Below are 26,472 nucleotides of genomic sequence, written 5' to 3'. Positions count from 1 at the left end.
GATAACTGGTCTGGTACTCTTGGAGGCAACCCGCAAATGGTACAAGTACCATCATCCAAAACGCTCACATTAGAAGAGTTTCTGCGCTTACCAGAAACAAAACCTGCTAGTGAGTATATTGATGGTCAAATCATTCAAAAACCTATGCCACAAGGAAAACATAGTTTAATTCAAGCAGAACTTGTACCTGCCATTAATTTTGTAGTTAAACCTCAGCGCATTGCTCGCGCATTTCCTGAATTACGCTGTTCATTTGGGGAACGTTCCATCGTACCTGACATTGCAGTTTTTGTGTGGAGCAGGATTCCGCGTGATGGAAATGGGGAAGTTGCTAACACATTTTGTATGTCTCCAGATTGGACAATTGAAATCTTGTCTCCTGATCAAAGCCAAACAAAAGTAACTAAAAATATTCTGTATTGTTTAAAGTATGAAACTCAAATGGGTTGGTTGATTGACCCAGAAGATAAAACGGTGTTTGTTTATCGTCCCAAGCAAGAAACTGAGGTATTTGATGAAGCAGACGTATTACTTCCTGTGCCATCGTTTGCAAGTGAACTGCAACTGACAGTTAAGGAGTTATTTGCTTGGTTATTGGATTGAACTTACTATTGCACCAATCTATTTTCGTTCATTGACTACCGTAGCTTGTCCTTTAACTACCGTAGGTAAAACATCTAAAATATCTGGGACTAAAGGCTTGAGATCAGCTAAACGATTGGATTTTGCTTGCAGAACAATTACGGCATTATCGAACTGTAATAGATTCTGTTGAAAAGACAGGTTGCGATCAACAGTGATAAAAACGTCAAACTCAGCTTGTGCAAGGGTCAGAAGTTGGCCATTTTTAACTCCTGCCCATCCCATTTGGGGAACTGTTTTCACTTCATAACCAACAAATTCTTTGGTAAATTTGCGATCAATACACTCATCAACAAGCAACTTCATACTATGCTACTGCGTCAAGAATTTGTTTCCCTGTCTCTTCTAAAAATGCAATAACTTGCTCTCTAGTTACAGTTGGAAATCCATCTAAAAAATCGTCAATCGATTCTCCTGCTTTGAGATAGTCTAAAAGTGTTTGTACAGGAACTCTAGTATCAGTAAAGACAGGTGTTCCACCCATGATTTCTGGCGATGTGCTAATGATTAATGAGTATTTAAGCATAGTTCTTTAACCTCCGGTTGACGGACTGAATCATTGATTAAAAATTTAGCTTAGATCAAGAAAGTAGTTAATACCAAATTCGAGATTCTGGAATAGGTTATGAATCTAGGCTTTTAATTCCAAATTTTGGCATCCAAAATTGGTATAGGTGGTTGTAATAGCAAATTTTTCTTTGTCAAAGCGACTTTATCTCACTGTATTTGATCAATCTGCCAAATTTTGATGGTTTGATCAGAACTTCCACTGGCGAGAATCTTACCATCGGGACTTAAAGCGATAGAATTAATTTTTTCTGAGTGTCCTGTGAGAGTTTGTACAGCTTCACAAGTAGAAATGCGCCAAATTTTAATAGTTGTATCTGCACTACTACTAAAGAGAGTTTGTCCATCAGGACTTACGGCTAAAGATGTGATTTCTTCGGTGTGTTCCGTTAAGGTGTAGAGTAGTTTACCTGTAATTAAATGCCAAATTTTAATAGTGGTGTCAGCACTACCACTAAATAGTAACTGTCCATCAAGACTCATGGCGATCGCTTTTACATCTCCAGCATGACCGATTAGGGTACGTAAGGGATCACCTGTGCGGGGGTTCCATAGTCGGATTTTGGTGTCAGCACTCCCGCTAGCGAGGATTGTACCATCAGGACTAATGGCGATCGCATGAACGGCTGAGGAATGCCAAAGGGTGCAAATGCGATCGCCTTTTTGTAAGTTCCATAGTTTGATTTTGTTACTACCGCTTGCTAAAATCTCCCCATCTGGGCTGATAACTACGACATTTACAGGTTTTTGATGTCCTAGCAGTGTATGTACGAGTTTACCTGTCTTGAAATCCCAAACTTTGACGTTACTTCTAGGGTGTTCACAACTCCCCACGGCTAAAAAATCACCATTGGGACTCATCGCAACTGATGAAACTTCTCCTAAATTTCCGGCGATAGTTTTGATAAAGTGACCATCATGAATATCCCAAACGTTGATATTTTGGTCTGTACAGCCACTGACTAACACCTCACCACCAGGACTAATTGCTACAGATGTCACTTTACCTGCATGACCTTTGAGGGTATAACCTAAACTGGGGGCTTCTAAAGCTAGTTTAGTTTTCAGGTGGGCGATCGCGGCTAACAGTTTTTCCACCTCTAGAAAACTCCGTCTATCATTGACAATGAGAAAGTATTCCTTTAACTTGTGGACATATTCCTCATCCTGAATTTTGATGGCTGATAGCATTGCCTCTAGGGGATGAGCGAATTCTTGCACTGATACTTGATGTAAGTCTAACCAAGTGTGGATGGAGTAGTTTAACTGTTCCTGTGACCAAGTGCGATCGGGTAAATGTGCTAAACTTTGGGCTAATTGTAAAGCTAATTCCGGTATCCAATAGAGTCTTTCTTTTTCTAAAGCTTCGTAAATTTGCTGATAGCTAGTGACAATAGCTTGCACTGATTCTAAATCAAAGCTCTCTTTTAATAAGCTAGATAATAACTCTGGTAGTAAAGGTGGTACATCATGATGCACCAAATGATAAATATCTGCTATCCATGCAGCTACTAAACTATGACAAGTGATTAATACTTGGCAAAGTTGCTCAAAGTCTTGCTGATTTACCTGATATTTTAAATCTAACTTACTAATATCAATGCCTTGAGTTTGCCATTTTTCTACTTTTTCTAAAATGGCTAGATTAACTACATTATCTTTACCTAACTTGTTAATATCCTCAATATCTTCACCTAAAGCTAATAAATCATCGCGGATTTTTTTCCATTCCCAAGCGCGATTTTTAGCAGATTGTTGAATAATCTCTCTATAGGGTATACGCGAAATAGTTTTATAGTAGTAGTTACTTTGACCTAAACCCCAGTAAGCAATCCGAAAATTTAAATAATCTCCGTCATTTTCTGATTCTAAAATTAAAATTGGTTCTGTTTTTAACAGTCCAAAGAGAGCTTTAATGCTAGATTCACTATGAAAACGTTTACTATCCCAAGCACCGGCTAAAAATTCTGTGGGTCGAATGGGATTATGGAGTGAATAATACTTATTGACAAATTTCCTAATTCCCTCCGCCAACATGGTTTCTAATGCCAAATTTTCCTCCGTTTTCCGTTCAAATTCATCAAATTTGACTTGGGGAGGTGCTAAGAAAATTTTTAGTGGTGGACATTCAGCATCAATATGAGACTCTAAAATTTGTGAAGGATAGAGTCTTAAAGGCCAGCCATCCAAAATTTTATTGACTTCTGGTAATTTTAGAGCCGTATCTCTTTCTTGTTTTGCTACTTCTAATTGGGTTTCGCGCTGATAAGCAGATAATTGCTGTTGTAACAGCTTCTCTTGTTCAAAAGCTGGATTGCCATTTTTTTTAGGCTTGGCAGTATCAGCAATTTCAATGAATGCTTGAATTGCTTGGGGAATTGGATATTTACTAATATCTAAACTTTCTTTTGTTCTCTTTTGTATGAGTGCGATCGCTACAGGCGCAAACTCTATCACTAATTGAATGAGTAGCCTTAATCCTTGCTCCATAAGGAGATTCCTATTACATCAATAAATTTCATAATTTACCTTTAACTTCAGTATTAGTTAGTCAAGAGACTGAACTGATACTATCTATGTCACTTACGGTATTTTTGCCATCTATCTAAAGTTATCCCTAGATATGGCCTATCCTACTACTTACAGGAGTCCTTTTGCCACAAAAGTTAATAGCAAAAAAATCAGCATAAAAAAAGAGAAAGATAGAGCATTTGCTTTTTATCCTTCTCCTTTCTTGAGTAAAAGCTAAAAAATTAGCTTAGGAATGATTTAGATTAAATTTAGATTAAGACTTATAGCAAACTACAAACGTAATTTTGTCAAGCACAAAGTCACATTTGAGAGTTAACTAAAATCGAATTCCTAACTGTCCGTTAACTCCCCGTACAGAATTATAACCAGCACCAACGAAGAGGCGATCGCTAGCCTTCACCTGTACACCACCAGACAAGGCTACACCTTTATCTTCAGAGTAATATCCCACCCCCACGTAAGGCGAAACCACAGGTAAACTCAAGAATTTCAGCACATCTACCCCTGTAGCACCATCTTCGCCTGTACCTACCTCTACACCCAAGTTTAATGCTCTAGCTCCCACAGCATAAGTGACATCCCCATCTTTCGCACCCACTGAAACCCAAGGTTGAGGGATAATTTGCGCCGCCACCGGACGAGGAGCAAATAAAGCTAAACATCCGATTGATGCGATGATTGATTTAACGATAATTACTCTGTTCATGCTTTTCTCTCTACCTAATTAATAAAAATCAGCGACTCACAAAACCATCTCACAATCAAATATGAAAAATAGACTGTAATTTCCACTCAGAACTCAGCACCGGCTAAACGCCGCCCTACCGCTAACAGCACTCACCACTGTTAACCTAGAGACTAGCCAGGATGTAAAAAAGTTTCTAGCTTCTGCACTAGAGAATACGGTTTTTGGTAGAGTTATGAAACTATGGGTGCGACTACAACGGAGGTTTAAATGAAAGTCCTTCATGGCTCGTGGATACCAAACACAGCATCGGATTTTGTGCAGTCTGGTTCATTTTATCTCTGGGTAGAAACTCCTATTAATAAAAGAAAGCGTTTCCAGCCACAAGTTCACCCAGGACATCTATCCTCAGAGGAATTAATTAATTTTTTAACTCAAATTTTAGGAATTAAAGATTCAGAGACACAATTAAAACAACGCATATCTTCGCAATATTTTGCTTTACCTACTGCGAATAATCAGCCGTTACCTTCACCAGAATTAATCAAGTATCTAGAAGTTGAAACTCCTGAAGAGTATGAAGAATTTCAATATTGGCAGGTAACTTGCTATGAAACTGTCAGTTCCGTCAAGTTTGTCACAGCAATTAATATTATCAGGTTACTTAAAGATATTCATTTTTTAGCTCTGTACAATGCTAATGAATTTCAACTAGGCTCAGATTTATTATTTTGGTATCATTATACACAAGAGTTTAGACAAATTATTATTAAAGACCAATATATTCCATCTCTTAAATATAAACCTATAGCAACAAAGACAACCAAGAAAAAAACTAAGCAACCACTACAGCAAGAATTTGAAATATATGCTGGGTGGGAAATCATCTCAGAACAATATGAAGCCACTATCCAAAAATATATTGAATATATGCCACTAATTTGTGTGGCAGGTAATAACACCCAAAACGATAAAATAGAGTTTTTTGAGCGAGAAACTCTCTTACGTCAATTCTCGGAATATCTCCTCAATAATTTAGTTACTCAAACACTATCTACCGCAACCTTTGACAAGCAAATTGCAGATTCTTTAATTTATTACTGTTTTTATCCCCAAAAGCATAATCCACTCAAAACTGATACTGCTTTGCAAGAATATCAGCAATGGCTGGCGTGGAAAAAGAGAATTATCCGCACTCAAGCCAACTCACCGTTTCATTTATGCTTTCAGTTACATTCTCCCCCATCTGACCAAATCGACAATTGGCAGATGCAATTTTTAGTATCCAGTAAAAAAGATCCTTCCTTAAAGTTGCCATTAGCAGATTACTGGACGATGACTCCAAAAACTAAAGTTGGTGTACATCAAGAATTTGGTAAGGATTTTGATACAAATTTGCTGCTAAATTTAGGCTATGCAGCGCGGATGTATCCTAAACTGTGGCAAGGTTTGGAAACAGAATCTCCTACGGGAATGCGCCTAACTTTAGATGAGGCGTTTGATTTTCTCAAAGATAGTGCTTGGGTGTTGGAAGATTCAGGATTTAAAGTTATTGTCCCGGCTTGGTATACTCCGGCGGGTAGGCGGCGTGCGAAAATTCGGCTCAAAGCTTCCAGTGGCCGCAAGCTAGCTGCAAGTAAGGGAGAAAGTAAAAGCTATTTTGGTTTAGACTCCCTAGTACAGTATGAGTATGCGTTGGCAATTGGTGAGCAAACTGTCACATCCCAAGAATGGGAACAATTAATTCAAGCTAAAGCACCGCTAGTGCATTTTCGCGGTCAGTGGATGGAATTAGACCGAGATAAAATGCAGCAGTTACTGGAATTTTGGCAGTCTCACGGTGATGAACAGCCGCAAATGAGTTTGTTAGAATTCATGCAACGCAGTGCGGAAGCGGGGGACGAATGGGAAATTGAATATGATGCGGCTTTATCGGAAATTATGACGAAGTTGCAAGATAAAAGTAGATTAGAGCCGATTTCTGACGACTTAAATTTGCAAGGCAACCTGCGAGAATATCAAAAGCGGGGTGTAGCTTGGTTGCAATATTTAGAGAAATTAGGATTAAATGGCTGTTTAGCCGACGATATGGGACTGGGTAAGTCTGTACAAGTCATTGCCAGATTAGTACAGGAGAAAGATAGCCAAAATTCCCCATTACCGACATTATTAATTGCACCGACTTCCGTTGTGGGTAACTGGGAAAGAGAAATTGCCAAGTTTGCACCCCATTTAAAAACTATGGTGCATCACGGTGGCGATCGCCTGCAAGACCCTGCCGAGTTTAAAGCCGCCTGTCAACAGCTTGATGTGGTGATTAGTTCCTTTACTTTAGCGCGTAAAGATGAAAAACTCCTGGGTAGTGTGACATGGCAACGTCTAGTTTTAGATGAAGCGCAAAATATTAAAAATCCCAAAGCCGCACAAACCAAAGCTATTCTCAAACTCTCCGCCAAACACCGACTAGCATTAACCGGAACACCAGTAGAGAACCGCTTACTTGATTTGTGGTCAATTTTTAATTTTCTTAACCCTGGTTACTTGGGTAAGGAAGCACAGTTTCGCAAATCCTTCGAGATTCCTATTCAAAAAGACAATGACAAAATTAAATCAACTACTTTAAAGAAATTAGTAGAACCGTTAATTTTACGCCGGGTGAAAACAGACAAATCGATTATTAAAGATTTACCAGATAAAGTTGAACAGAAACTCTACACTAACCTGACCAAAGAACAGGCTTCATTATATGAAGTGGTAGTGCGTGATGTGGAAGAGAAATTACAGGAAGCTGAGGGAATAAAACGCAAAGGGTTAATCCTTTCCACCCTGATGAAATTGAAACAGATTTGCAATCATCCTAGACAATTCCTTCAAGATAATAGCGAATTTTTACCGGAGCGATCGCACAAACTTTCCCGCCTAGTCGAAATGGTAGATGAAGCCATTTCAGAAGGGGAAAGTCTCTTAATATTTAGTCAATTTACCGAAGTCTGCGAACAAATCGAAAAATATCTTAAACACAACTTACATTGCAATACTTACTATCTACACGGCGGTACCAGTCGCCAACGTCGAGAACAAATGATTAATGATTTTCAAAACCCCGACACAGAAGCATCTGTCTTTGTTCTTTCCTTAAAAGCAGGTGGTGTGGGTATTACCTTAACAAAAGCCAATCATGTCTTTCATTTTGACCGTTGGTGGAATCCAGCCGTTGAAGACCAAGCCACAGACCGCGCTTTTCGGATAGGTCAGAAAAAGAATGTGTTTGTACATAAATTTGTCGCACTGGGAACTTTAGAAGAAAGAATTGACCAAATGATTGAAGATAAGAAAAAACTTTCTTCAGCAGTAGTTGGGAGTGATGAATCTTGGCTTACTGAACTAGATAATGAAGCCTTTAAGAAACTAATCTCCCTAAATAAAAGCACAATTATGGAGTAAATACTATGAATAAGTTTAGCAGAACCTGGTGGGGCGATCGCTTTATCAAAGCACTAGAAGAATTTACCGATGACGGTCGCCTGCAAAGAGGACGTTCCTATGCCCGTGGTGGTAAAGTTAAAAGTTTTGAAATTGATAAAAATATCATCACTGCTAAAGTCAGAGGTTCAATTAATCCCTACTTTGGGGTTTACAAAGAACCCACATATAACATAGTTATTGAAATCACTCCCATTGCCAAAAGTCGCTGGAATGAAGCCATCAAAAATCTTTCCTCTAAAGCCAGTATAGTTTCACGATTATTACTCAATGAAGTCCCCGAAAATATTGAAGAAACCTTCTCTCAAATGGGGTTACATCTCTTACCCCATAGTAGTAAAGACTTCAAAACTAAATGCTCTTGTCCCGATTATGCTAATCCTTGTAAACATATCGCCGGAGTTTATTACCTAGTCGCTTCTCAACTCGATAACAACCCATTCTTATTATTTGAGTTGCGGGGACTTACCAAAACAGAACTACAAACAAAGCTAGCTGATTCCCCTCTAGGTAAAGCACTATCTACAGTCTTAGATGCACAAGAATTAGCAATAGAACCTAGTGAATCTTTTTACACACAACTAAAAAAACAAAGTGTGAGTGAAAAGCCAAATTTGAGAGAATTTTGGTTAGGTGCAAAACGCTTACCATCTACAATTGAAGTCGCCAATGATAGCGGTGTTTCCGCAATTTTAGTCAAAAAAGAAGGCGACTTTCCCGCTTTTTGGCGTAAAGATAATTCTTTTATAGAGACAATGGAGGAACTGTATCAACGAGTTAAAACTAAGAATCAGAATCTAATTTGAATATCATGCAGAGGAGTAGAGACGCAAAGGTAAAAAGAACAGAGCAAGGTTAAACTCCGCGTACCTCCGCGCCACTCTGCGTTTAAAAAAACTCTAATCTAACTCCCTTCTTCCTTCCAAAGCCCTAGCTAAAGTCACCTCATCAGCGTATTCCAAATCACCACCCACAGGCAAACCAAAAGCAATACGCGTCACCTTCGTAAACGGCTTAAGTAACTGTCCTAAATACAATGTCGTGGTTTCTCCCTCGACACTAGGACTAATTGCCATAATTACTTCTTGGGGTTTTTGTTGACTTACCCGTCTAATTAAAGCTTGCACATTCAACTGCTCAGGGCCAATACCGTCTATAGGAGAAATCACCCCACCCAATACATGATATTTACCCTTATATTCACGGGTTTTTTCCAAAGCAATCACATCACGGGAATCAGCCACCACACAGATAGTCTGATTATCACGGTTGGGATTACGACAAATTTCACAAACGGGTTCAGCCGAGAGATGAAAACAAACAGAACATAAACCCACTTGCTTTTTAGCATCAATCAAAGCTTGCGCTAAAGCCTCTACTTCCGCTTCAGGACGCTTCAAAATATGCAAAGCCAATCTTTGAGCAGATTTAGGGCCGACTCCAGGTAGGCGTTGCAACTGTTCAATTAATTTTGCTAAAGGACGTGCGTAAACCGTAGTTTTATCTCCAAAACGTTTTTACCTTAACTATGATGACATTTTGAACAGGTCAGTAGTAAGGACTTTAGAGGTGATTCATCCAGAAAATCACTCTAAAATCCAAAATTTAAAATTGTTTGACCGATTTTTCCTGGATGCTACAAGCCCCTAGATTCAATTATCTTGACAAATCACTTGTCGCATTTTACGCATATTTGCGGGTAATTCCAAGTTCATGGCTTGTTGAATAAAAATTGACGGTATGGGGATATCAGGGGTAGCTTGAACACTGTATGTGAGTAAAGTTCCTTTACCACAGTCTTGTAACTCTAAATTGGCAGAAAAGTCTAAAAAAGTACCTTTTTCCATTTGGAAATTTACTTGCTGTCCTGTGACTTCTACAACTTTGAGATAAATTTCTACTTGCGCGGTAAAAAAGAAAAAGGATTTTTGGGCTTTTTGGTACAGGCGTTTAACTTCGCCTTGTTGTATGACTACACTTTTGGTAATGTCGGGAAAGTATTGTACCCAAAGGGGGTAGTCAGTAATTTTTTGCCATACCTGCGATCGCGCTATTGGTAAGTACATACAAGCACTAACCGCACCACCGCAGACAGTATGCGATCGCGTCTGTACTAAAATCTCCCCCTGCATCATCAGGCGTTGCTGTTCTTGATTCCAAGTCATACCTGAACCTGTCATCATTAGCTCTGAAATATGGGTTACAGACATAAATTTGTTTCCGTTACTCCTCAACTCCACCAGCTGCATAGGTTGTGACTATAAACCAGATCAACGGTGAAGTACAACCTCATTCTTATTTAATTCCAGCGTTCCATAATAGTTTTCCGGAATTAGCTATATATAGTAATTATGCGGAAATTATATGTAAAAATCGGTAGGTTTAATTACAAACACTAATTTACACTTAAACCACTCCAGCTATCGAAACCAATATACCAAAGAAAATTCTGGCTTCAATGCTGTTTACATCTAAAGTTTTTGCCCCGTAAAACCTTTTTACCATTTCTCTGAAAAAAGAGATGAAAATTCTTGCTACCCTGTCAATGTAATCCAATTTGAAATTAGGAGGAAAAAACCATGAGTCAATCTACTTTAAACCGCTTATTAACTCAGGCTGTGGGCGTTTTTTTGGGAATAGGCATAGCAGTTTGGTTACTGCGGGGCTTTGGTTTAATCACCTTTATTCCTGGAGGATTAATTTTACTCTTGTTTCTGGGTGCGATCGTGCTAGGTGTGATTGCTTATGCTCAAAAAACTTGGTGGCGTTTTTAATATACAACGAGATAGATTTCTTGTGATGATTTTCCCCTTAACTTGAAGGTATTTAACTAGGGGAAAACTATGGGTATTTATGTATGTAGTGTGTGCGGCTACGAATATGATCCCGAAGTAGGTGATCCCGATGGGGGTATCCCTCCAGGTACACCTTTTACAGATATCCCAGAAGATTGGGTATGTCCGGTTTGCGGTGCAGCCAAAGATTTATTTGAATCAATGGACGGATGAATTATAGCAATTTTGGATTTCAGATGTGGAATTGTGAATTGGGATGTTGATTCTGTACTAGCCTAGATGTAGATGATCATCTAGAAATGTTGGAAAAATTGCTACCTGCAAAAATTGTAGTTATTGGCGGCGGGGCCGCAGGGTTTTTTGGGGCGATCGCCTGTGCGGAAGCTAACCCCCAAGCCCAAGTCACTTTATTAGAAGCCAGTCGTCAACCCTTGGCTAAAGTCCGTATTTCTGGGGGAGGACGCTGTAATGTGACTCATGCTTGTTTTGAACCGCAAGCCCTAGTACAGAATTATCCCAGAGGCGGTAAGGCGTTACGGGGTGCTTTTAGTCGTTTTCAAGCCCAAGATACCGTAGCTTGGTTTACAGCCCACGGAGTCAAACTTAAAACGGAAGCTGATGGCAGAATTTTTCCTATTACAGATAGTTCTGAAACTATTGTTGACTGTTTAATGGATACTGCTCAGGCTGAAGGTGTAGAAATTTGGACTGGTGCGGCTGTAGTGGGGGTGAAAAAAGCTGGCGATGAGTTTGAGGTACTGTTGAGATCAGGGGAAGTGATGAAATGCGATCGCCTGTTATTAGCGACCGGTAGCAGTCACATTGGTTATAAAATTGCTCAAGAGTTGGGACATCACATCGTTGCACCAGTCCCATCGTTATTTACATTTAATATTTCTGAAGCCAAACTACAAGCTTTGGCGGGGATTAGTGTTAACCCTGTACGCTTGCGGTTATATGTGGAAGAACAGCCAGCACTGGAACAGACAGGGGCTTTACTGATTACACATTGGGGTGTGAGTGGCCCGGCTGTGCTGAAGCTTTCCGCCTGGGGTGCTAGACTCCTACACGAACACCAATATCAAGCCACTTTAATAGTAAATTGGTTGCCGGAACTCACACAAGAACAAGTCAAGCAAAAAATCCTGGCTATCAAGAACGAGTGGGGAAAAAAAGCGATCGCGTTGCACCGTGGTGTTGATTTACCCCATCGTCTCTGGCAATACATAATTAACCGTGTAGGTATCACCACAAATGACCGTTGGGCAGAATTACCCAATAAAACTTTAAACTTGTTAGTACAAGAATTAACGCAAGGCAAATACTTTATTAATGGTAAAGGTGTATTTAAAGAGGAATTTGTCACCTGTGGCGGTATAAATCTGTCAGAAATTAACTTCAAAACTATGGAAAGTAAGTTAGTTTCTGGGCTGTATTTTGCTGGGGAAATTCTCGATATTGATGGCGTAACTGGGGGATTTAACTTTCAAAGTGCTTGGACAACAGCTTATTTAGCCGGGACAGCTATGGGTATTAGTGATGTTTAGTGATGTCACCTTTTACCGTTCAAACTTGGGCAGCGATCGCTTTGCCAATTTGACTAAAATATTCATTAGTTACACCAAAAGCCACAGGATGTTTAGCTATCACAAAGACAGTTTGACTATCTCTACACAGTGAAAAACCTTCTGGGGTTGATGTAAACTCAACATTTGTTATTTGTTGAGTTATTTTCCTCCAGGAATATTCATACAACTTACCGTAAAAAACCACTCCTTGGGGTTGATATTCTCTGATTCTGTTAGCAATATGATTTATTCGCATATCAAGATAATATTCTTCATAAGTGCGTCTATCCTTTAAATAAGCTATATGGGAATATTGACCATATATCCAATGATAAAGCGATGGTGATGGCAAGGGAAATAATTCTAATAAACAGGTTGCTTTATTTTCCCTACCTAACTGAGATATTTGATATTCACGAATATTTTCTCTGGTTATATTCTCGTTTCCTTCAGCACTCAAGACAGTGCGAATCAATCCTTTCCATGTTGGTTGTATTGGCGCACCTTTTTGAAAACCCTCTGGCCATCCCATATCTATATGATATTCTGCAACATCATCTATTTCCTTTTTTCCTCTGTTCACCCATATATTTATTCTGTGATTAACGTCTTTAAAATCCCCTCCCGCTTCTTCCATCCCAATAAACCAATACTTTCCTTGATAATTACCATACCCATAAAAAGTCTCAATTCTTTTTTCTAAAAGCTGATCATCAAACCTATCTTCATCATTCATCTTGATATAATTTAATTGCTCAAATTTAGCAAATCAAAGATAATCGACCATAGCAGAAATTTTGAATACTGATACAAAAAGTTACATTTCATTTGGCATATTATTTTAAGTTCGTATTAAGCCCTTATTTTGAGGACTGAAGTCCTCAAAATAAGGGCTTAATACCAATTCGCAATTCACAATTCTCAATTCGCAATTTAGAAAGTCATATACCATCTGCTTTTCAAGCTTTGCATCTGTTGCCTAATTTTGGAGAATTGGTATAAGCCATTACTACAAACAAACGTAAGACCTCATCTATTCATATCTATATTTTCTAGACTTAATTACTTCAATGACATCATCATGACGCTGACCTTCGATGATGTCATTTAGATGAATTTTGCCATCAATATATTGTAAATGTATACGCCAGCCTGACAATTTATCAATATCAGCACGGTAAATTGCTTGTTTAATTCCCTTAACTTTACGCAGTCTAGTTTTAGGAAAAGTTCTAGTTCGGTGACATTCATTATCTTCTAATTCAGCCAAAGCTTCCAGAAAATCTATTTTGAGATTATCTGGTAAAATATCCATAGCTTCATGAATGACACCATGCTCATCTAGAAGGGGTTTAATCCGTGACATTAGCTAGAACTAACCTCAATTTCTTGATGTTTGACGCTAAAGTCCTGATAAAGAGACTCGGCTACAGAATTATAGGCTTTGGAAGCTTCTTCAGTATTGACAACTCGGAATAATGTAACTACTGTAGTGTCAAAAATTGGATCATCATCAATAGTCACAATTAATCTGATATCTTTATCAATGATTAAGGCATAAAGTGAAGAATCATAATCATCACTGAGCTTAATTTCTTGCAATTTAAAAGCTTGTTTATCTAAAAATGTTTTGTTTTTTGATAGTATTTCAACGTAGCGATTTAATTTCTTAACAATTTTAAACTTTTCTTTATTATTAAACTTCTCTAAATCTCGCTCAAAATCTTTAGTCGATTCGATAAGTGTGTCCATGCAACTGATTCCAGAATTGAAATCTTTCACCAATCTCAAATTTAACGTATAACTAGAGCTTTTAGAAGTATTTAAAGTATATTCATCGACGATATAAATGACATTTATAGATTTAGGACTATAGTTAAGTTTGGTAAGTAAATTATATATGGCGATCGCTTTCGGAAATGAGCTTAAATACCCTTGTATTTAGGATAGTTTATCTTTGGTTCAATTTCTTATGCCACTTAAATTAGCACCACCTTTATTCATCATTCTATTAGGGCTAGGTCTAACTACGATTTCTGGATGTTCCAAGGCGATAAATTCAGCCGTTGCTCAAAATTCACCCAAACCAGAACCCCAAATTATCGTCCAACCTGGAGAAGTGCGCCCTTTACCGGGAAAATTAGATAACATTCCTGTATTTAATAGCAATAGCCCAGAATGGATTAAAACTGAGGGTATTTTACTTTCTACCGTCCCCACAAATAATAAAAAAACCCCAGGCGCACACCTCAATTTCCCTTTTCAGGGGCGGTTTGATGTCTTTGCTCACCACTATACTCACACCCCCAAAGATTTACAAACTTTATATATAGGCATTATTATTCAAAACCCTGGCAAACAACCCGTAACGGTTGATACCCTACAAGCAGCTAGCTACTTAATGCAAGATGCACCCTTTGTCACCCTACCCCCTTACCGCGAAAACAATGATGGGAAAGTATACTCTGGGCCAGGGGCGAGGGCTGTGGCTGATGTGCTGCGGGGTGTGCGCCAAGCTGACTTTCCTTCTAAGATAGTCATTCCACCAGGACAAAGCCGGATGTTGTTGAATCATCCCATTCCGGTGCGAAATCTAGAAAAGCCTATCAATGGTCGGTCTAGCTTTATGCGCTTACGGAGTAATGGCAAAGTGTATGCAGCGAGTTTAGCCATGTTTGCCAAGAAAAACGCAGATGGTTCCGACCGCGCCCCAACACTTGCTGAATGGCAAGCTTTACTCAATAACGGTAACTTTGCCGGGCCGAGGGATAAAACTCCTACACCTCCCGACGCTACTAGTGGGGCGTTAATTTATGGACGGGTGGCTGGTGTTTCTCAAGGTTCAAAATGGCAAGCAAACTTAGTAGATAACCCCCAAGCCACTACTCTTTCCATTCCGCAACCAGGAAAAGGGATTTCTTACCCCCTAGTGACTTTGCGGGGTGGTCGGTTGGGTACTGGACAAAACCAAACTGCCAAATTGCTGGTACGGTATCCTGATACAGCCTATGAAGCGCATGGTAATTATGGCGTGGAATATAATCTCAGTTTGCCTTTAAAGAACAATACCAATCAAACTCAAAAAGTAACAGTTACTTTAGAAACACCTTTAAAAGAAGATAAATTATCTCAAGGTGGCGTGCGTTTTCGCAAACCATCCCAAGATTTTCCCTTTTTTAGAGGTACAGTCAAGCTAAGTTATTTTGATGACCAAGGGAAGCAACAAACGCGCTATGTTCATCTCTGGCACAGAACAGGTCAAGTTTTAGACCCATTGGTACAGTTTGTTATGCCACCCGCCACTAGACGCAATGTCCAGGTAGATGTGATTTATCCGCCTGATTCTACACCCCCCCATGTGTTAACGGTGAGAACATTATAAGTAAAATCCTCAGAGAATGAGTGATACGTTTCTTGGTCAAGATGCACTTGATTCGGCACTACAGAGACGTTGCATACAAATAAATTTGTCAGATAGGCGCGATCGCTCTCGGTAAAATATGACAGTTTCTTGACGAGTTCTAGTTAATAAATACCTTGCTTGTGATGGGGCTTGTTCTGGGTCTAAGGTAGTTAATACCATCACTGCTACCCACAAAGGTAAAGAACGGATATCTCCCAACTCATCTAAATATATGCGATGTACTTGGTCGCCGTTGAGTAATGTACGATGGGGACGAGTATCACTCTGTTCAATACTTCGGGAAGGATAGATAATTACGGCTTGCCAATCGCTAAATCGGTTACGGTTGCGGTAAAAATAGAGTGAAGATTCGGCAAATACTCTTTCATAAAGCTTTTCGTCTTTTTGGAATTGCACCTCACAAAAATAAACAGTCCCAGGAGTTGCATTTTCTGGTGGTAAAAATACACCGTCGATTTCAAACTTGGGTTCTTTGACGGCTACCGAGTCAAATTTATATTTTTCCGCATTTTCTGGCGGATTTGTCAATAATTCAAATAATAAACTAGGCGATTGTTGGAATATTTTGTAAAAAATCGAATCTCGACGCATGAAAGATGGGGTTGGAAATATATCTCAATAATGCTGGGTTAGCCTAGTTTGATTGTTGCAGGAGTAGCCATAGCCTGAAGGAAGCATCACTTTCAGTACAATATGAGAAGCGATGCCTACGGCTATGATCATCATTGCAGGAGATGTCTGGGTTCAATTTAATTAATTCTGGCCTGCAACCAAGCCTGCAAATCAGCGACACTACTAAAATCCAGTAACGTTTCCCCTAACTCTTCCAGCATTGGTAATTGCAAACTCACTACCACAGAAAGCACATCTTGGGGAATTTCTCCCAACCGCTTCGTTAACAGTCGGCTAATCATGTTAGCCATTGCTTCTCGTCCTTCCTCTAGTCCTTCTTCCTTGATGTCTCGATAAACTCGTGTTTGTTTCAGTGTGATATCTAACATTGACTCCACCTCCCTTCGACTTAGTTGCTCAAACCGATAAGCGATGATCGTGGTAATTATTTCAATTATCGCATTGCTGACTGGTGCAGCAGTTTCTTGACGAGTTCTAGTTAATAAATACCTTGCTTGTGATGGGGCTTGTTCTGGATCTATGGTAGTTAACACCATAACCGCCACCCACAAAGGTAAAGAACGGATATCTCCCAACTCATCTAAATATATGCGATGTACTTGGTCGCCGTTGAGTAATGTGCGATGGGGACGAGTATCACTCTGTTCAATACTTCGTGATGGATAAATAATTACTGCTTGCCAATCACTAAATCGGTCACGGTTGCGGTAGAAGTAAAGTGAAGATTCGGCAAATACCCTTTCATAAAGCTTTTCGTCTTTTTGGAATTGGACTTCACAAAAATAAACAGTCCCAGGAGTTGCATTTTCTGGCGGTAAAAATACCCCATCAATTTCAAATTTAGGTTCTTTAACGGCTACCGAGTCAAATTTATATTTTTCCGCATTTTCTGGCGGATTTGTCAATAATTCAAATAATAAACTAGGCGATTGTTGGAATATTTTGTAAAAAATCGAATCTCGACGCATGAAGAATTGCTATAAAAATATGCTTTAAATTTATGATGCGTAGGCTAGGCCTACGCATAAACTTACTTACCGCCGTAGAAAAAGGCGATTTCTTTTTCTTTTAAAGGGGCAAAACCTGCATCTGTGAGTAATTGATCTAGTTCTGGTTGGGCGATGTGTTTTGCGCCAATGCGGACAATACGCGATCGCATAGTATTAGATACACCGCTACGTTGTCTATTGGCTTCTAGTGCCATCACTTTGGTGTAAAGTTCTAGCTTGGCAGTGGGAATAGGTGTACCATCAAAATCGATGCCTTTAGCGATCGCTTCATCGATAGCATCAGCACCTTTGGTAGCAGCGTTAACTCCTGTAGTGTCAGCAGTCATGGTAGTTTTTCCTGAAATTTATAGGTACATATTACCAGTGATGCTGACTTAGGAATTGGGGAGAGTTAATAGTCAACAGTCAATAGCCAACAGTCAATAGCCAATAGTCAACAGTCAACAGTCAACAGTCAACAGTAATTGCTTTTGACTATGGACTATGGACTATGGACTATGGACTAATGACTATTGACTATACATCAACCCGTATTTCTCATTCCCGCCGCAATACCGTTGATAGTTAAGAGTGCGCCTCTGAGTAATTCGCCTTTGCTGTAACGTGAATGAATTACACCAGGGGTAGCAATATTTTTCGACTGGCGCAGGCGTTTGAGGAGAGAAACTTGGATAAATCCCAGGGGGACGATTGTACCGTTACGTAATTGTACGGAACGTTGCAGTACAGGATCACCGTCTAATAATCGACCATGTTCAGTGATTTTCAGGACTAAATCTCTAGTGAGGTAGAATTCACTGGCGATTTGCTCAAATACTGTCTCAAATCTGGCTTTATCTTCTGGGCTAGATAATTCCTGGACGTAGTGACGCGCCATTTGCATATCTACTTTTGCCAAAGTCATTTCGGCTTTGGAAATTACCATTTTGAAGAATGGCCATTTCACGTAAAAGTAGCGGAGTAATTTGAGGTGTTCTTCTGGTTCTTCACTCAAGAACTCTTGTAAGGCTGTCCCGACACCATACCAAGAAGGTAGCAAAAAGCGGGTTTGTGTCCAGCTAAATACCCAGGGGATAGCGCGGAGACTGCTTAAGTCTTTTTTCCCAGAGGGGCGACGGGCGGGACGAGAACTGATTTGGAGTTGGCTGATTTCTTCGATGGGGGTGACTTGGTGGAAAAAATCAATAAAATCTGGTTGTTCGTAGATTAAAGCGCGATAATGCTGTCTGGAGCGTGCTGCTAATTCTTCCATAATTTCGTTCCAAGGTTCGATATCATCAAACCCTGTCCGCAGCAAGCTAGCTTGAATTACCGCCGTGGTGATGGTTTCTAGGTTGTATAAAGCTAAGTCCAGCAAGGAGTATTTGGAAGCTAAAACTTCCCCTTGTTCAGTAATTTTGATGCGCCCGTTAATGCTGTGGCCTGGTTGTGCCAAAATTGCTTCGTGGGCTGGGCCACCGCCTCTACCTACAGAACCGCCACGCCCGTGGAAAATCCGCAGGTTTACGCCGTATTCTTCAGCGATTTTCTGGAGGGATTTTTGGGCTTTGTGAATTTCCCAGTTACTACTTAAAAAGCCTGAGTCTTTGTTACTGTCAGAATACCCCAGCATCACTTCCTGTAGGTCGGGAGTGAGGGAAAACGCTTCAGTGGGGAGAGGAAGATGGGGAGAGGGGGGAAGGGCTTCTTGACTACCGTTGAGGGCGGCGTAACCACCTGCTAATAAAGCACGATACAAAGGTAGTTCAAATAATTGCCGCATAATACTGCGGGAACGTTGCAAGTCTTCCACTGTTTCAAATAATGGTACAACTTGAATTGTCCCCACAGCGATCGCTGGGTCAAATAATCTGGCTTCTTTGGCTAACAGCAAAACTTCTAGTACGTCGCTGACTTGGCGACACATACTAATAATGTAGGTTTTGCAGATGTTCACCCCAAATTCCTGCTGTAGCGATCGCACTATGCGGAAGGTTTTAATGACATCATTAGTTTTGTCGGAAAATGGCAATTCGGCGGAAATCAAAGGGCGACGGGTTTGCAGTTCACTAGTTAACCACTGTACGCGCTGTTCTTCTGTCAGGTCGTTGTAAGATTGGGGCAGAATTTGCAGGTATTCCAGAATCTCATTTAACGCGTCTGAGTGTCGGGAAGATTCTTGGCGGATGTCTAATTGGGTGAGATTAAAGTCAAAAATTTCGACTTGACAGATGAGATTATCTAATTCCCGACAACTTAATCCCGTTTCCGTCAAGTTCCGCTGAATTAAACGCAGTTCCGCCAAAAACTCTGCCCCGGAACGATACATCGGGCTATCTTCATTGGTGGGAGTTTCGCCCTTGTATAAAGCTAAATTGCGATCGCAGGTATTTTCCAACCGCTTCAACACATAAGATAGTTTCAGGCGATAGGGTTCTTGGCGATATCTTAAAGCCAATGCGTCGTAAACTTCGCTTAACTGGGATTGATCTAACTCTAAAGATTCCAGCAAATCTGGTAAAACGTCACTCCAGTGCATGGAGATGCTGAGTAATTCAATCAATTGCTTGACTGATTTGATATATCTCTCCAGCACCATTTTGCGCTGATAACAAGCTGTTTGCCAGGTAACTTCCGGTGTCACCGAGGGATTACCATCCCTATCTGAACCCACCCAAGAACCAAAGGAACAAAAATCTGTGCTGGGTGGTTCTAACCAAGGAAATGTTTTCCCCAAAGCGTACTTGAAGCGTTTATATAGTTGGGGAATTCCATCAAATAGAACTTCTTGGAAGTAGTGCAGAGCATAATCTACTTCATCTAACACCGTCGGTTTAAACTGGTGCAATTCATCAGTCCGCCACCAGAGGCGAATTTCTTCGAGGAGTTTTTCCCGAATTTCTCCAGCTTCCCAAGGATAGCCACCGCCATCGTTATTACGTGTTTCTACTGAGTCAAGCTGTTGTAATAGTTTCACTACTTGGCGTTGTTTATCGCGGATAGTGTGGCGGACAATTTCTGTGGGGTGGGCTGTGAAGACTAGACGGACATCTAGTTGGGAAATGAGGCGTTGAATTTGTTGGGGAGGAACATTCAACTTTTGCAGTAAAGGAAACAGGGCGGCAAAAGTACCTCTTTGTCTGTTCTGTTCTCTGGAAGAACCATTTTTTGCTAGCCAGTCCATGCTACCGCCACGGTTGAAGATGACATCATCTTCACTTTGGTTAGAGGAGTAGTTGATATTTTGAGAATTTTCCTGTTGAGGTAGTTCTTGTTCGGCTTCAGAATAGCGAGTTAACTGCTGCCGTTGTTCATATTCCTGCTCTATGATGTTGATCAGCTGAAAATACAAAGCAAAACCCCGTGCTGCGCGGATTGCTTCATTAATATTTAGCTGTTCAATTAATTTGACAGCAGAAACAGCTTGGTCTTTTGTCGCTTGTCCCTCTGGTGAACACAAATCGCGTAATTGACGCAATAAATCCACCATATTTTGCCCACATTCTTGCCGGAGTACGGACTCCCACAATTCTTCTACAATTTGCAGACGGTGACGCAAAAATAATTCTGAGGTAGGGTACAAATTGGCAGATTCAGATAAAGAGTATAAAACAGAACTCATATTGTTTCTCTTGTGAAGCCGATCGCTTGCGTGTAATTCAAAATTCAAAATTCCAAAATCTTAATTTAGGAAGCATTTTTGGGTATCTTGAATCATGATTTTGTGGATATCGCGTTGAGCAATGTTTGGTAAGTATATTTTTTAATGTTGGAGTGGTGAGTGAGTGGTGAGTGAGTGATGAGTGCTGAGTGCTGTTAGCGGTAGCGCGGCGTTTAGCCGGTGCTGAGTAGGGAGTAAATGTATTTTCTCCTTTTCCCCCTGCCCCCTGCCCCCTGCCCTCCACCTCTTTCATTCTGTGTCATCAGGAAAAGGAAGAATAGGCAGGCGATCGCCGCGAAATAATTCTTCACTGGCTTGCCCTATAGATTCTAGGGCTTGTACTGAAACTTTACCTGCGGTGAGGAGCATTAGTATAGACGCTGAACCCATTTGGACAAGGAGAGATTGGGGAATGGTAAACACAAGCAAATTCAATCCGGTATTGGCTACGGTGGACTGTTGAGTAGTAGGAGGCATGGTTTGTTGTGAATGATTATTCAAAGAGTAGAATAAAACGCAAAACTCAAAATCTGTATGACTGACAACCTTATAAGACTATTTTGTCCCACTTAGCCAGCCAAGAAGGTAACAAATGTGTTAACAAGAAACTCCAAAATGTGATAGACCTATGGTTTTAGTTTACAGGTGGAGTCAATAGTCATTAGTCAATAGTCATTAGTCATTAGTCATTAGTTATTAAATTTTCTTGCTATACTCGATGCCCTATTCCCTATTCCCTATTCCCCAGTCCCCAATCCCCAGTCCCCACTCCCTGTGTTCCTTTATATTTAACTGCCCATGAAAACATTACTATCAGATAGTCAGCAATCCTTATTGCAATGGGTCAGCCAAGCAACGGGGATTAATACTTTAGGGGTGAAAGTCCGATTACGGGGAAATGACCTTCATATTTTGTGTGAAGGTTCTGAGTGTCCCCGACGCTGGCGGACTCTATATGATTTGCTGCACGCACTCCAGCAGACAGATTTAGATGCTCTCACCAGTTACGAACAACCCTCAATATACCAAGTATTTGTCTACGGACGAAAGAAAGGGGAATATCGTCCCGAATGGTGTCATAAAGTTTACCTCAATCAACTAGACCGCCATCTAGAACAGGTCGAAAAGGCCATGTTAGAAGATGCGGCGAAAGCCCCTGGTGGGGCGTTGATTCTCTCTAATGAAAGTTTGGCACGCCGGGGAGATCCCAATGCGATCGCCCGTTATCTCAGTGAAACTCTGAGTGCCATGGGTGTGGCGGTACAGGTAAAGGTCAAACAGTCTGAAACTGGTGATGATCATCAAGCGGCTTCAGAACGTTTATGGATTTTGTGTCAGTCGAGTTACAGTCCTGATCCTTCTTTGTTGGCTGAACCCATAGCCCATAAGTTACGCCAGTTAAAGCTATCTGGCTATAAGGACGCGGTAATTGTTTCCCAAATTAGTGGCGAAACTAAGCACGAATGGCGGTTACGCATCGATTTAACACCGCCAGAGGTGATGCTGAAGGAATGGGCGCGTTGGGGTGATGTGCAGGCGATCGCGCGGCTATTGATGGCGGTATTATCAGAATTTGCGGTGACTGTGCAGGTTTCTCTCCAAGAGTCTACTTTACATATTTTCTGTTTACCCAATGCTGATGCCACAGTCCCAGATAAAGCCTTTTGTTTAGAAAAAATATTACAGCAATTAGAGGCGATCGCACCCCAAGGTATTCTTGCGGCTACAGTTTACGGACAAAAAACCCATGATGATACACAACCAGACTGGATTGATTGGCTAACTCTACCCGCCAAAGAATACCCAGATTTGGCGACTCCTGCTTTAGAATTGGCGGCTGAAGGTGATGAACCAGCAATTATTTTCCTCCTCGAACGCTTACTGAATCCGAATTTAGATCGCAAGTTAAAAACCGGCGGCTTGCGGGTGCTACTGCTAAGAAAAGATGATTTATTTCACATCATGTGTGATGCACCCATCTGTCCCAGCCGTAAGCAAGTCGCCCCGAAAGTTACCCAATTAATTCGCCAACTCAAAATTCCAGGGATTGCGGGAGTGCGGGTTTATGGTAGGCGTTCAGGAAATAAAGAACCTTTTTGGCATCATGGTGTAGATTTAGCCCAACGTCAAAGATTAGTTCCTGAAGCTACCCCAGAATTTGCTGCCACGGCTGAATATGTCGGCGAATTAATCAACCAAGACAACGACGAACCGATTTTACGTCCTGACTTAACTACAGAAGAAGTTCAAACTTTCGTTAGTGAAGTAGCACGCGATTGGGTGACGACTACAACTAACACTGTTAGAAAATGGTTTTTAGGTAGTCAGTTATTCACAGAAAGCGACCAATCAAGTAACCCCATTCCTGATGCTCAAGGTGTGAAAGTCGCCTTAGTTTGGGGGACTTTAGGATTGTTACTCACCTTGCAAACCGATTGGGTACTAGGTTACATAGTTTCTCGCACCATACCCAGTTCATCCCCAGTCAAAAACATTTCATCACCCCAGCCAAAGTCACCTGTTAGTACCAGAGAAACTCCCAACCCCAGAACCGCATTTTTCACCACCAATTCCCCACAGTCAAGTCAAGGTTTTAATTCCTCTGGTTTTACTCAAGCAGAAGATAATGTCGCCGCCACCCCTTCCAAAAATAAAGCCAACGCCACAGCGATTTTATTGGCGGCGCGGTCTTCCATGCCTAGTTTTAATGTCAGACAATTAGATGAACAATTAGCCCTCTACAGACAACGCATCGCCAAAAATGGTAAACCCGCCGATGTGTTAATTATTGGTTCTTCCCGTGCATTAAGGGGAGTAGATCCAGCCGCATTATCAAAAGCCTTAGCGCGTCAAGGTTATCCCAATGTAGATGTATTTAACTTTGGCATTAACGGGGCAACTTCCCAAGTTGTCGATTTTGTCCTGCGTCAAGTTTTGCAACCTTCCGAACTACCAAAATTAATTTTGTGGGCGGATGGTTCTCGCGCCTTTAATAGTGGTCGCGATGATCTCACATTTAAAGCGATCGCCAATTCACCAGGTTATGAATATGTGTTAAAACAAGCAAAAACATCTGAAAACAATAATGAATCATCAACTAATCCAGAAAAATCCCCACCAGTTGCCAAAAAAACACCCCAAAAAGAGATTAATAATTATCAAGTCATTAATAACTGGTTAAACCAAAAACTAGCCAATTTTTCCGCTAGCTATCAACACCGCGAGCAAATTCAAAGTTTATTCCACAAACAACTAGAATCTCTACCCCTATTGAAAACATCTCCAAAAACTTCATTACCTTTTGATATCACAACCAATAATGCTGAAGATGATAGCACCTTGACACAAGCAGTAGATTTTGATGGGTTTCTCCCATTATCTATCCGCTTTCATCCTGCTAGGTACTATCAAAAACATTCCAGAGTTACAGGCAATTACGACAACGACTATAAAAATTTCCAATTAGGAGGAGAACAAGACGCAGCCTTTCAAGACGTTTTGCAATTTACCCAATCACAAAATATACCCTTGGTTTTCATTAACTTACCCTTAACCGACGAATATTTAGACCAATTCCGCCGCCAAAACGAACAAGAATTTCAAACATATATGTTGCGATTAGCAACTAACCCCAACTTCATTTATAGAGATTTAAGTCAATTTTTTCCCCAAAACAACGACAACTTTTCCGACCCCAGCCACCTGAATCGATTCGGTGCTTACGAAGTCTCACAAAAACTAGCCAATGATCCGATGATTCCCTGGCCTGTGAAATAAATGAAATTGGGCATGGAGCATTGGGCATCAGGCATTGGGCATCAGACATAGCAAGCAAAGTTGATAACTAATGACTAATGACTAATGACTAATGACTAATGACTAATGACTATTGACTATTGACTAATGACTATTGACTAAAATATGGAATTAATATCTATCGTTTATGGGCTTTTTATCCTGAGTGTACTGGGTATTTATTGGGCTTTAGAAAAACCGCAAATGCGCCTAATGGCTATATTAATCGGCAGCATTTTTGCTTACTCTTCTTTAAATACTCAATACATACCCCTGTTATTAGCTCTAACCTTTATTAACTTTCAGTTTGGGCGAGAAATAGGAAAAAATACCTCACCAGGACAACATAATTTAGATTGGCAAATTTCTAATGAGGAATGGCAGTTTGCCAATGTTGACTGGAATCAAAGAAGATTAAAACTTTTGTGGCTAGGGGTTAGCTTAAATGTCTTAATTCTCTTAGCATTCAAATATATAAATAGTGCAGTTGCCATATTTTTTGATACTCCAGGTAGTACATCAGGCAATCTGTTTAAAGTTGTTGCACCTTTAGGAATATCTTTTTTTACGTTTGAATGTATTGCTTATTTAGTCGATGTCTATCGTGGTGCGCCTGCAAGTAATCAATTGCTGAAGTTTGCCGCCTATAAATTATTTTTTCCCAAGCTCATCTCAGGGCCAATTACTCGCTATCACAACTTTATTACACAATTTAATTCACTGGAATTTCCTACTACTAATAGAATTGCAGAAGCCCTCTGGTTAATTGCTAGGGGTGCTGTGAAAAAAGGCATTTTAGCAGACCGTCTTAGCATTTTTGTCGATTTGTGTTTTGGGAATCTGCAAAGGGCTGGTAGTAATGATTTATGGCTGGCAACTTTAGCCTATGGTTTGCATTTGTATTTAGATTTTAGTGGCTACGTAGATATTGCCCGTGGTAGTGCTTTACTGTTTGGTTTGGTGCTACCAGAAAATTTTGATTTCCCCTATTTCAGTACCAGTATTGCGGAATTTTGGCGACGTTGGCACATGACCTTGGGTGATTGGTTACGGAATTATGTTTACTTTCCTCTGGGTGGTTCTCGTCAAGGTTTAACTCGCACCTGCTGGAATTTATTTATTGTCATGCTGATTGCAGGGATTTGGCATGGTTCTATCTGGACTTTTGTAGTTTGGGGTGTTTATCACGGTTTAGCTTTAGTGGTGCATCGGCTCATGGATGCAATGAGCGATCGCTATGAGAAACTAGAGCAGTTCTGGCAAAATCCTCTAGGCGTAGTTTTAGCTTGGTTCATTACCCAAATCATGGTTTTTACTTCGTGGATTTGGTTCCGTCTACCTAATCTGCAAGACTCTGTTTGGGTATTTCAGCATTTGTGGAATCATCCTGCGGATTCGCAATTCTATCAGAAGGTTTATGTTGAAGCCCTCAACACCAGCCCTCATCAAATAGTCTGGATTATGGGGATTCTATCTGCTTTTATGGGTGTTACCTATGTCTTCAAACGCCACCTCAAACTAGATATTAGTTGGCCGTTGAAGTTGGTGTTTGTACCTCTGTGTTTCTATGCTGTGTGGTTGTTCGCACCTGAAGGTAGCGTTCCCTTTGTTTACTTCAATTTCTAACTGTAATACCGCTAAAAGTTAATTACAGTAAGCACTAACAAACATTGTGTAGTTTTATAAAGTAGTTAATTG

Annotated in this window: 22 protein-coding genes and 1 pseudogene; 9 read left to right on the top strand and 14 right to left on the bottom strand. The window is 40.4% G+C overall.

The annotated features are described in order from the left end of the window. The first annotated feature begins 36 nt into the window (after nucleotides 1-36). Nucleotides 37-603 carry a Uma2 family endonuclease gene (locus ACQFX9_RS08620; protein WP_427161603.1) on the top strand — a complete coding sequence of 189 codons (567 nt, stop codon included), beginning with the start codon at nucleotides 37-39 and terminating at the stop codon, nucleotides 601-603. Between the two features lie 18 nt (nucleotides 604-621). On the opposite strand, the gene ACQFX9_RS08615 is transcribed toward ACQFX9_RS08620, so the two are convergent. From ACQFX9_RS08615 to ACQFX9_RS08600, 4 genes are all read right to left on the bottom strand, one after another. After that, nucleotides 622-948: a DUF5615 family PIN-like protein gene (locus tag ACQFX9_RS08615; protein WP_427161602.1), complete on the bottom strand. Its 327-nt coding sequence runs from the start codon at nucleotides 946-948 to the stop codon at nucleotides 622-624. Between the two features lies 1 nt (nucleotide 949). Beyond that, nucleotides 950-1,168 carry a DUF433 domain-containing protein gene (locus ACQFX9_RS08610; protein ID WP_427161601.1) on the bottom strand — a complete coding sequence of 73 codons (219 nt, stop codon included), beginning with the start codon at nucleotides 1,166-1,168 and terminating at the stop codon, nucleotides 950-952. Between the two features lie 191 nt (nucleotides 1,169-1,359). Then, nucleotides 1,360-3,699 (bottom strand): WD40 repeat domain-containing protein, encoded by a 2,340-nt coding sequence (locus tag ACQFX9_RS08605; RefSeq protein ID WP_427161600.1) that lies wholly within the window; start codon nucleotides 3,697-3,699, stop codon nucleotides 1,360-1,362. Nucleotides 3,700-4,057: 358 nt separating this feature from the next. Then, nucleotides 4,058-4,447 carry a hypothetical protein gene (locus ACQFX9_RS08600; RefSeq protein WP_427161599.1) on the bottom strand — a complete coding sequence of 130 codons (390 nt, stop codon included), beginning with the start codon at nucleotides 4,445-4,447 and terminating at the stop codon, nucleotides 4,058-4,060. Nucleotides 4,448-4,696: 249 nt separating this feature from the next. On the opposite strand from ACQFX9_RS08600, the gene ACQFX9_RS08595 reads away from it, so the two are divergent. Both ACQFX9_RS08595 and ACQFX9_RS08590 read left to right on the top strand, forming a co-directional pair. Further along, entirely contained in the window at nucleotides 4,697-7,870 is a 3,174-nt protein-coding gene (locus tag ACQFX9_RS08595; RefSeq protein WP_427161598.1) for a DEAD/DEAH box helicase, read from the top strand. A 5-nt stretch (nucleotides 7,871-7,875) separates the two neighbouring features. Then, complete coding sequence (locus tag ACQFX9_RS08590; protein ID WP_427161597.1) at nucleotides 7,876-8,715, top strand: SWIM zinc finger family protein; 840 nt, start codon at nucleotides 7,876-7,878, stop codon at nucleotides 8,713-8,715. A gap of 93 nt (nucleotides 8,716-8,808) precedes the next feature. Here ACQFX9_RS08590 and recR read toward each other — a convergent pair whose 3' ends face one another. Further along, nucleotides 8,809-9,366, bottom strand: a complete 558-nt coding sequence (gene recR, locus ACQFX9_RS08585; protein WP_427161596.1) for a recombination mediator RecR — start codon at nucleotides 9,364-9,366, stop codon at nucleotides 8,809-8,811. Nucleotides 9,367-9,561: 195 nt separating this feature from the next. Then, complete coding sequence (locus tag ACQFX9_RS08580; protein ID WP_427161595.1) at nucleotides 9,562-10,119, bottom strand: SRPBCC family protein; 558 nt, start codon at nucleotides 10,117-10,119, stop codon at nucleotides 9,562-9,564. Nucleotides 10,120-10,488: 369 nt separating this feature from the next. On the opposite strand from ACQFX9_RS08580, the gene ACQFX9_RS08575 reads away from it, so the two are divergent. The 3 genes from ACQFX9_RS08575 to ACQFX9_RS08565 all read left to right on the top strand — a co-directional run bounded on the left by ACQFX9_RS08575 (nucleotide 10,489) and on the right by ACQFX9_RS08565 (nucleotide 12,251). Further along, nucleotides 10,489-10,683 carry a hypothetical protein gene (locus ACQFX9_RS08575; protein WP_427161594.1) on the top strand — a complete coding sequence of 65 codons (195 nt, stop codon included), beginning with the start codon at nucleotides 10,489-10,491 and terminating at the stop codon, nucleotides 10,681-10,683. Between the two features lie 69 nt (nucleotides 10,684-10,752). Further along, nucleotides 10,753-10,917, top strand: coding sequence for a rubredoxin (gene rd, locus ACQFX9_RS08570; protein WP_427161593.1), 165 nt, complete (start codon nucleotides 10,753-10,755; stop codon nucleotides 10,915-10,917). A 98-nt stretch (nucleotides 10,918-11,015) separates the two neighbouring features. Next, on the top strand, nucleotides 11,016-12,251 hold the full coding sequence (locus tag ACQFX9_RS08565) for an NAD(P)/FAD-dependent oxidoreductase (RefSeq protein WP_427162839.1): 1,236 nt from the start codon (nucleotides 11,016-11,018) through the stop codon (nucleotides 12,249-12,251). A gap of 19 nt (nucleotides 12,252-12,270) precedes the next feature. Here the strand turns inward: ACQFX9_RS08565 and ACQFX9_RS08560 are convergent, their stop codons facing one another. The 3 genes from ACQFX9_RS08560 to ACQFX9_RS08550 all read right to left on the bottom strand — a co-directional run bounded on the left by ACQFX9_RS08560 (nucleotide 12,271) and on the right by ACQFX9_RS08550 (nucleotide 14,024). Next, on the bottom strand, nucleotides 12,271-13,008 hold the full coding sequence (locus tag ACQFX9_RS08560) for a hypothetical protein (protein WP_427161592.1): 738 nt from the start codon (nucleotides 13,006-13,008) through the stop codon (nucleotides 12,271-12,273). A gap of 297 nt (nucleotides 13,009-13,305) precedes the next feature. Next, a complete protein-coding gene (locus ACQFX9_RS08555) occupies nucleotides 13,306-13,638 on the bottom strand; it encodes a hypothetical protein (protein WP_103140408.1) in 333 nt (110 codons plus the stop codon). Further along, nucleotides 13,638-14,024 (bottom strand): hypothetical protein, encoded by a 387-nt coding sequence (locus ACQFX9_RS08550; RefSeq protein WP_427161591.1) that lies wholly within the window; start codon nucleotides 14,022-14,024, stop codon nucleotides 13,638-13,640. Before ACQFX9_RS08550 ends, ACQFX9_RS08555 begins: the two co-directional genes overlap by 1 nt. 220 nt (nucleotides 14,025-14,244) lie before the next feature. On the opposite strand from ACQFX9_RS08550, the gene ACQFX9_RS08545 reads away from it, so the two are divergent. Continuing rightward, on the top strand, nucleotides 14,245-15,654 hold the full coding sequence (locus ACQFX9_RS08545; protein ID WP_427161590.1) for a DUF3370 domain-containing protein: 1,410 nt from the start codon (nucleotides 14,245-14,247) through the stop codon (nucleotides 15,652-15,654). A gap of 126 nt (nucleotides 15,655-15,780) precedes the next feature. Here ACQFX9_RS08545 and ACQFX9_RS08540 read toward each other — a convergent pair. The 5 genes and pseudogenes from ACQFX9_RS08540 to ACQFX9_RS08520 all read right to left on the bottom strand — a co-directional run. Then, a pseudogene (locus tag ACQFX9_RS08540) lies at nucleotides 15,781-16,287 on the bottom strand (Rpn family recombination-promoting nuclease/putative transposase); the annotation flags it as partial. Between the two features lie 158 nt (nucleotides 16,288-16,445). After that, on the bottom strand, nucleotides 16,446-17,297 hold the full coding sequence (locus ACQFX9_RS08535) for an Rpn family recombination-promoting nuclease/putative transposase (protein ID WP_427161589.1): 852 nt from the start codon (nucleotides 17,295-17,297) through the stop codon (nucleotides 16,446-16,448). 62 nt (nucleotides 17,298-17,359) lie between these two features. Then, entirely contained in the window at nucleotides 17,360-17,665 is a 306-nt protein-coding gene (locus tag ACQFX9_RS08530; RefSeq protein ID WP_427161588.1) for a small RNA NsiR4-regulated ssr1528 family protein, read from the bottom strand. A gap of 197 nt (nucleotides 17,666-17,862) precedes the next feature. Continuing rightward, complete coding sequence (gene ppc, locus ACQFX9_RS08525; RefSeq protein ID WP_427161587.1) at nucleotides 17,863-20,940, bottom strand: phosphoenolpyruvate carboxylase; 3,078 nt, start codon at nucleotides 20,938-20,940, stop codon at nucleotides 17,863-17,865. 288 nt (nucleotides 20,941-21,228) lie between these two features. Beyond that, complete coding sequence (locus tag ACQFX9_RS08520; protein ID WP_427161586.1) at nucleotides 21,229-21,456, bottom strand: hypothetical protein; 228 nt, start codon at nucleotides 21,454-21,456, stop codon at nucleotides 21,229-21,231. Nucleotides 21,457-21,777: 321 nt separating this feature from the next. Here ACQFX9_RS08520 and ACQFX9_RS08515 point away from each other — a divergent pair, with 321 nt between their 5' ends. Together ACQFX9_RS08515 and ACQFX9_RS08510 are read left to right on the top strand one after the other, a co-directional pair. Next, nucleotides 21,778-24,756 (top strand): DUF1574 family protein, encoded by a 2,979-nt coding sequence (locus ACQFX9_RS08515; RefSeq protein WP_427161585.1) that lies wholly within the window; start codon nucleotides 21,778-21,780, stop codon nucleotides 24,754-24,756. A 144-nt stretch (nucleotides 24,757-24,900) separates the two neighbouring features. After that, on the top strand, nucleotides 24,901-26,400 hold the full coding sequence (locus tag ACQFX9_RS08510) for an MBOAT family O-acyltransferase (protein WP_427161584.1): 1,500 nt from the start codon (nucleotides 24,901-24,903) through the stop codon (nucleotides 26,398-26,400). Nucleotides 26,401-26,472: the final 72 nt, after the last annotated feature.

Origin of the sequence: Aliinostoc sp. HNIBRCY26 (assembly GCF_050235535.1) — a bacterium.
Classification (GTDB): domain Bacteria; phylum Cyanobacteriota; class Cyanobacteriia; order Cyanobacteriales; family Nostocaceae; genus Trichormus.
Note: the sequence above shows the minus strand (reverse complement) of the source record. Positions and strands in the feature narration are given on the sequence as shown.

Coding starts and splice junctions, on each gene's coding strand:
- ACQFX9_RS08620 (WP_427161603.1), top strand. CDS start 37: ATGGTACAAGTACCATCATCCAAAACGCTCACATTAGAAGAGTTTCTG.
- ACQFX9_RS08615 (WP_427161602.1), bottom strand. CDS start 948: ATGAAGTTGCTTGTTGATGAGTGTATTGATCGCAAATTTACCAAAGAA.
- ACQFX9_RS08610 (WP_427161601.1), bottom strand. CDS start 1,168: ATGCTTAAATACTCATTAATCATTAGCACATCGCCAGAAATCATGGGT.
- ACQFX9_RS08605 (WP_427161600.1), bottom strand. CDS start 3,699: ATGGAGCAAGGATTAAGGCTACTCATTCAATTAGTGATAGAGTTTGCG.
- ACQFX9_RS08600 (WP_427161599.1), bottom strand. CDS start 4,447: ATGAACAGAGTAATTATCGTTAAATCAATCATCGCATCAATCGGATGT.
- ACQFX9_RS08595 (WP_427161598.1), top strand. CDS start 4,697: ATGAAAGTCCTTCATGGCTCGTGGATACCAAACACAGCATCGGATTTT.
- ACQFX9_RS08590 (WP_427161597.1), top strand. CDS start 7,876: ATGAATAAGTTTAGCAGAACCTGGTGGGGCGATCGCTTTATCAAAGCA.
- ACQFX9_RS08580 (WP_427161595.1), bottom strand. CDS start 10,119: ATGTCTGTAACCCATATTTCAGAGCTAATGATGACAGGTTCAGGTATG.
- ACQFX9_RS08575 (WP_427161594.1), top strand. CDS start 10,489: ATGAGTCAATCTACTTTAAACCGCTTATTAACTCAGGCTGTGGGCGTT.
- rd (WP_427161593.1), top strand. CDS start 10,753: ATGGGTATTTATGTATGTAGTGTGTGCGGCTACGAATATGATCCCGAA.
- ACQFX9_RS08560 (WP_427161592.1), bottom strand. CDS start 13,008: ATGAATGATGAAGATAGGTTTGATGATCAGCTTTTAGAAAAAAGAATT.
- ACQFX9_RS08555 (WP_103140408.1), bottom strand. CDS start 13,638: ATGTCACGGATTAAACCCCTTCTAGATGAGCATGGTGTCATTCATGAA.
- ACQFX9_RS08550 (WP_427161591.1), bottom strand. CDS start 14,024: ATGGACACACTTATCGAATCGACTAAAGATTTTGAGCGAGATTTAGAG.
- ACQFX9_RS08545 (WP_427161590.1), top strand. CDS start 14,245: ATGCCACTTAAATTAGCACCACCTTTATTCATCATTCTATTAGGGCTA.
- ACQFX9_RS08535 (WP_427161589.1), bottom strand. CDS start 17,297: ATGCGTCGAGATTCGATTTTTTACAAAATATTCCAACAATCGCCTAGT.
- ACQFX9_RS08530 (WP_427161588.1), bottom strand. CDS start 17,665: ATGACTGCTGACACTACAGGAGTTAACGCTGCTACCAAAGGTGCTGAT.
- ppc (WP_427161587.1), bottom strand. CDS start 20,940: ATGAGTTCTGTTTTATACTCTTTATCTGAATCTGCCAATTTGTACCCT.
- ACQFX9_RS08520 (WP_427161586.1), bottom strand. CDS start 21,456: ATGCCTCCTACTACTCAACAGTCCACCGTAGCCAATACCGGATTGAAT.
- ACQFX9_RS08515 (WP_427161585.1), top strand. CDS start 21,778: ATGAAAACATTACTATCAGATAGTCAGCAATCCTTATTGCAATGGGTC.
- ACQFX9_RS08510 (WP_427161584.1), top strand. CDS start 24,901: ATGGAATTAATATCTATCGTTTATGGGCTTTTTATCCTGAGTGTACTG.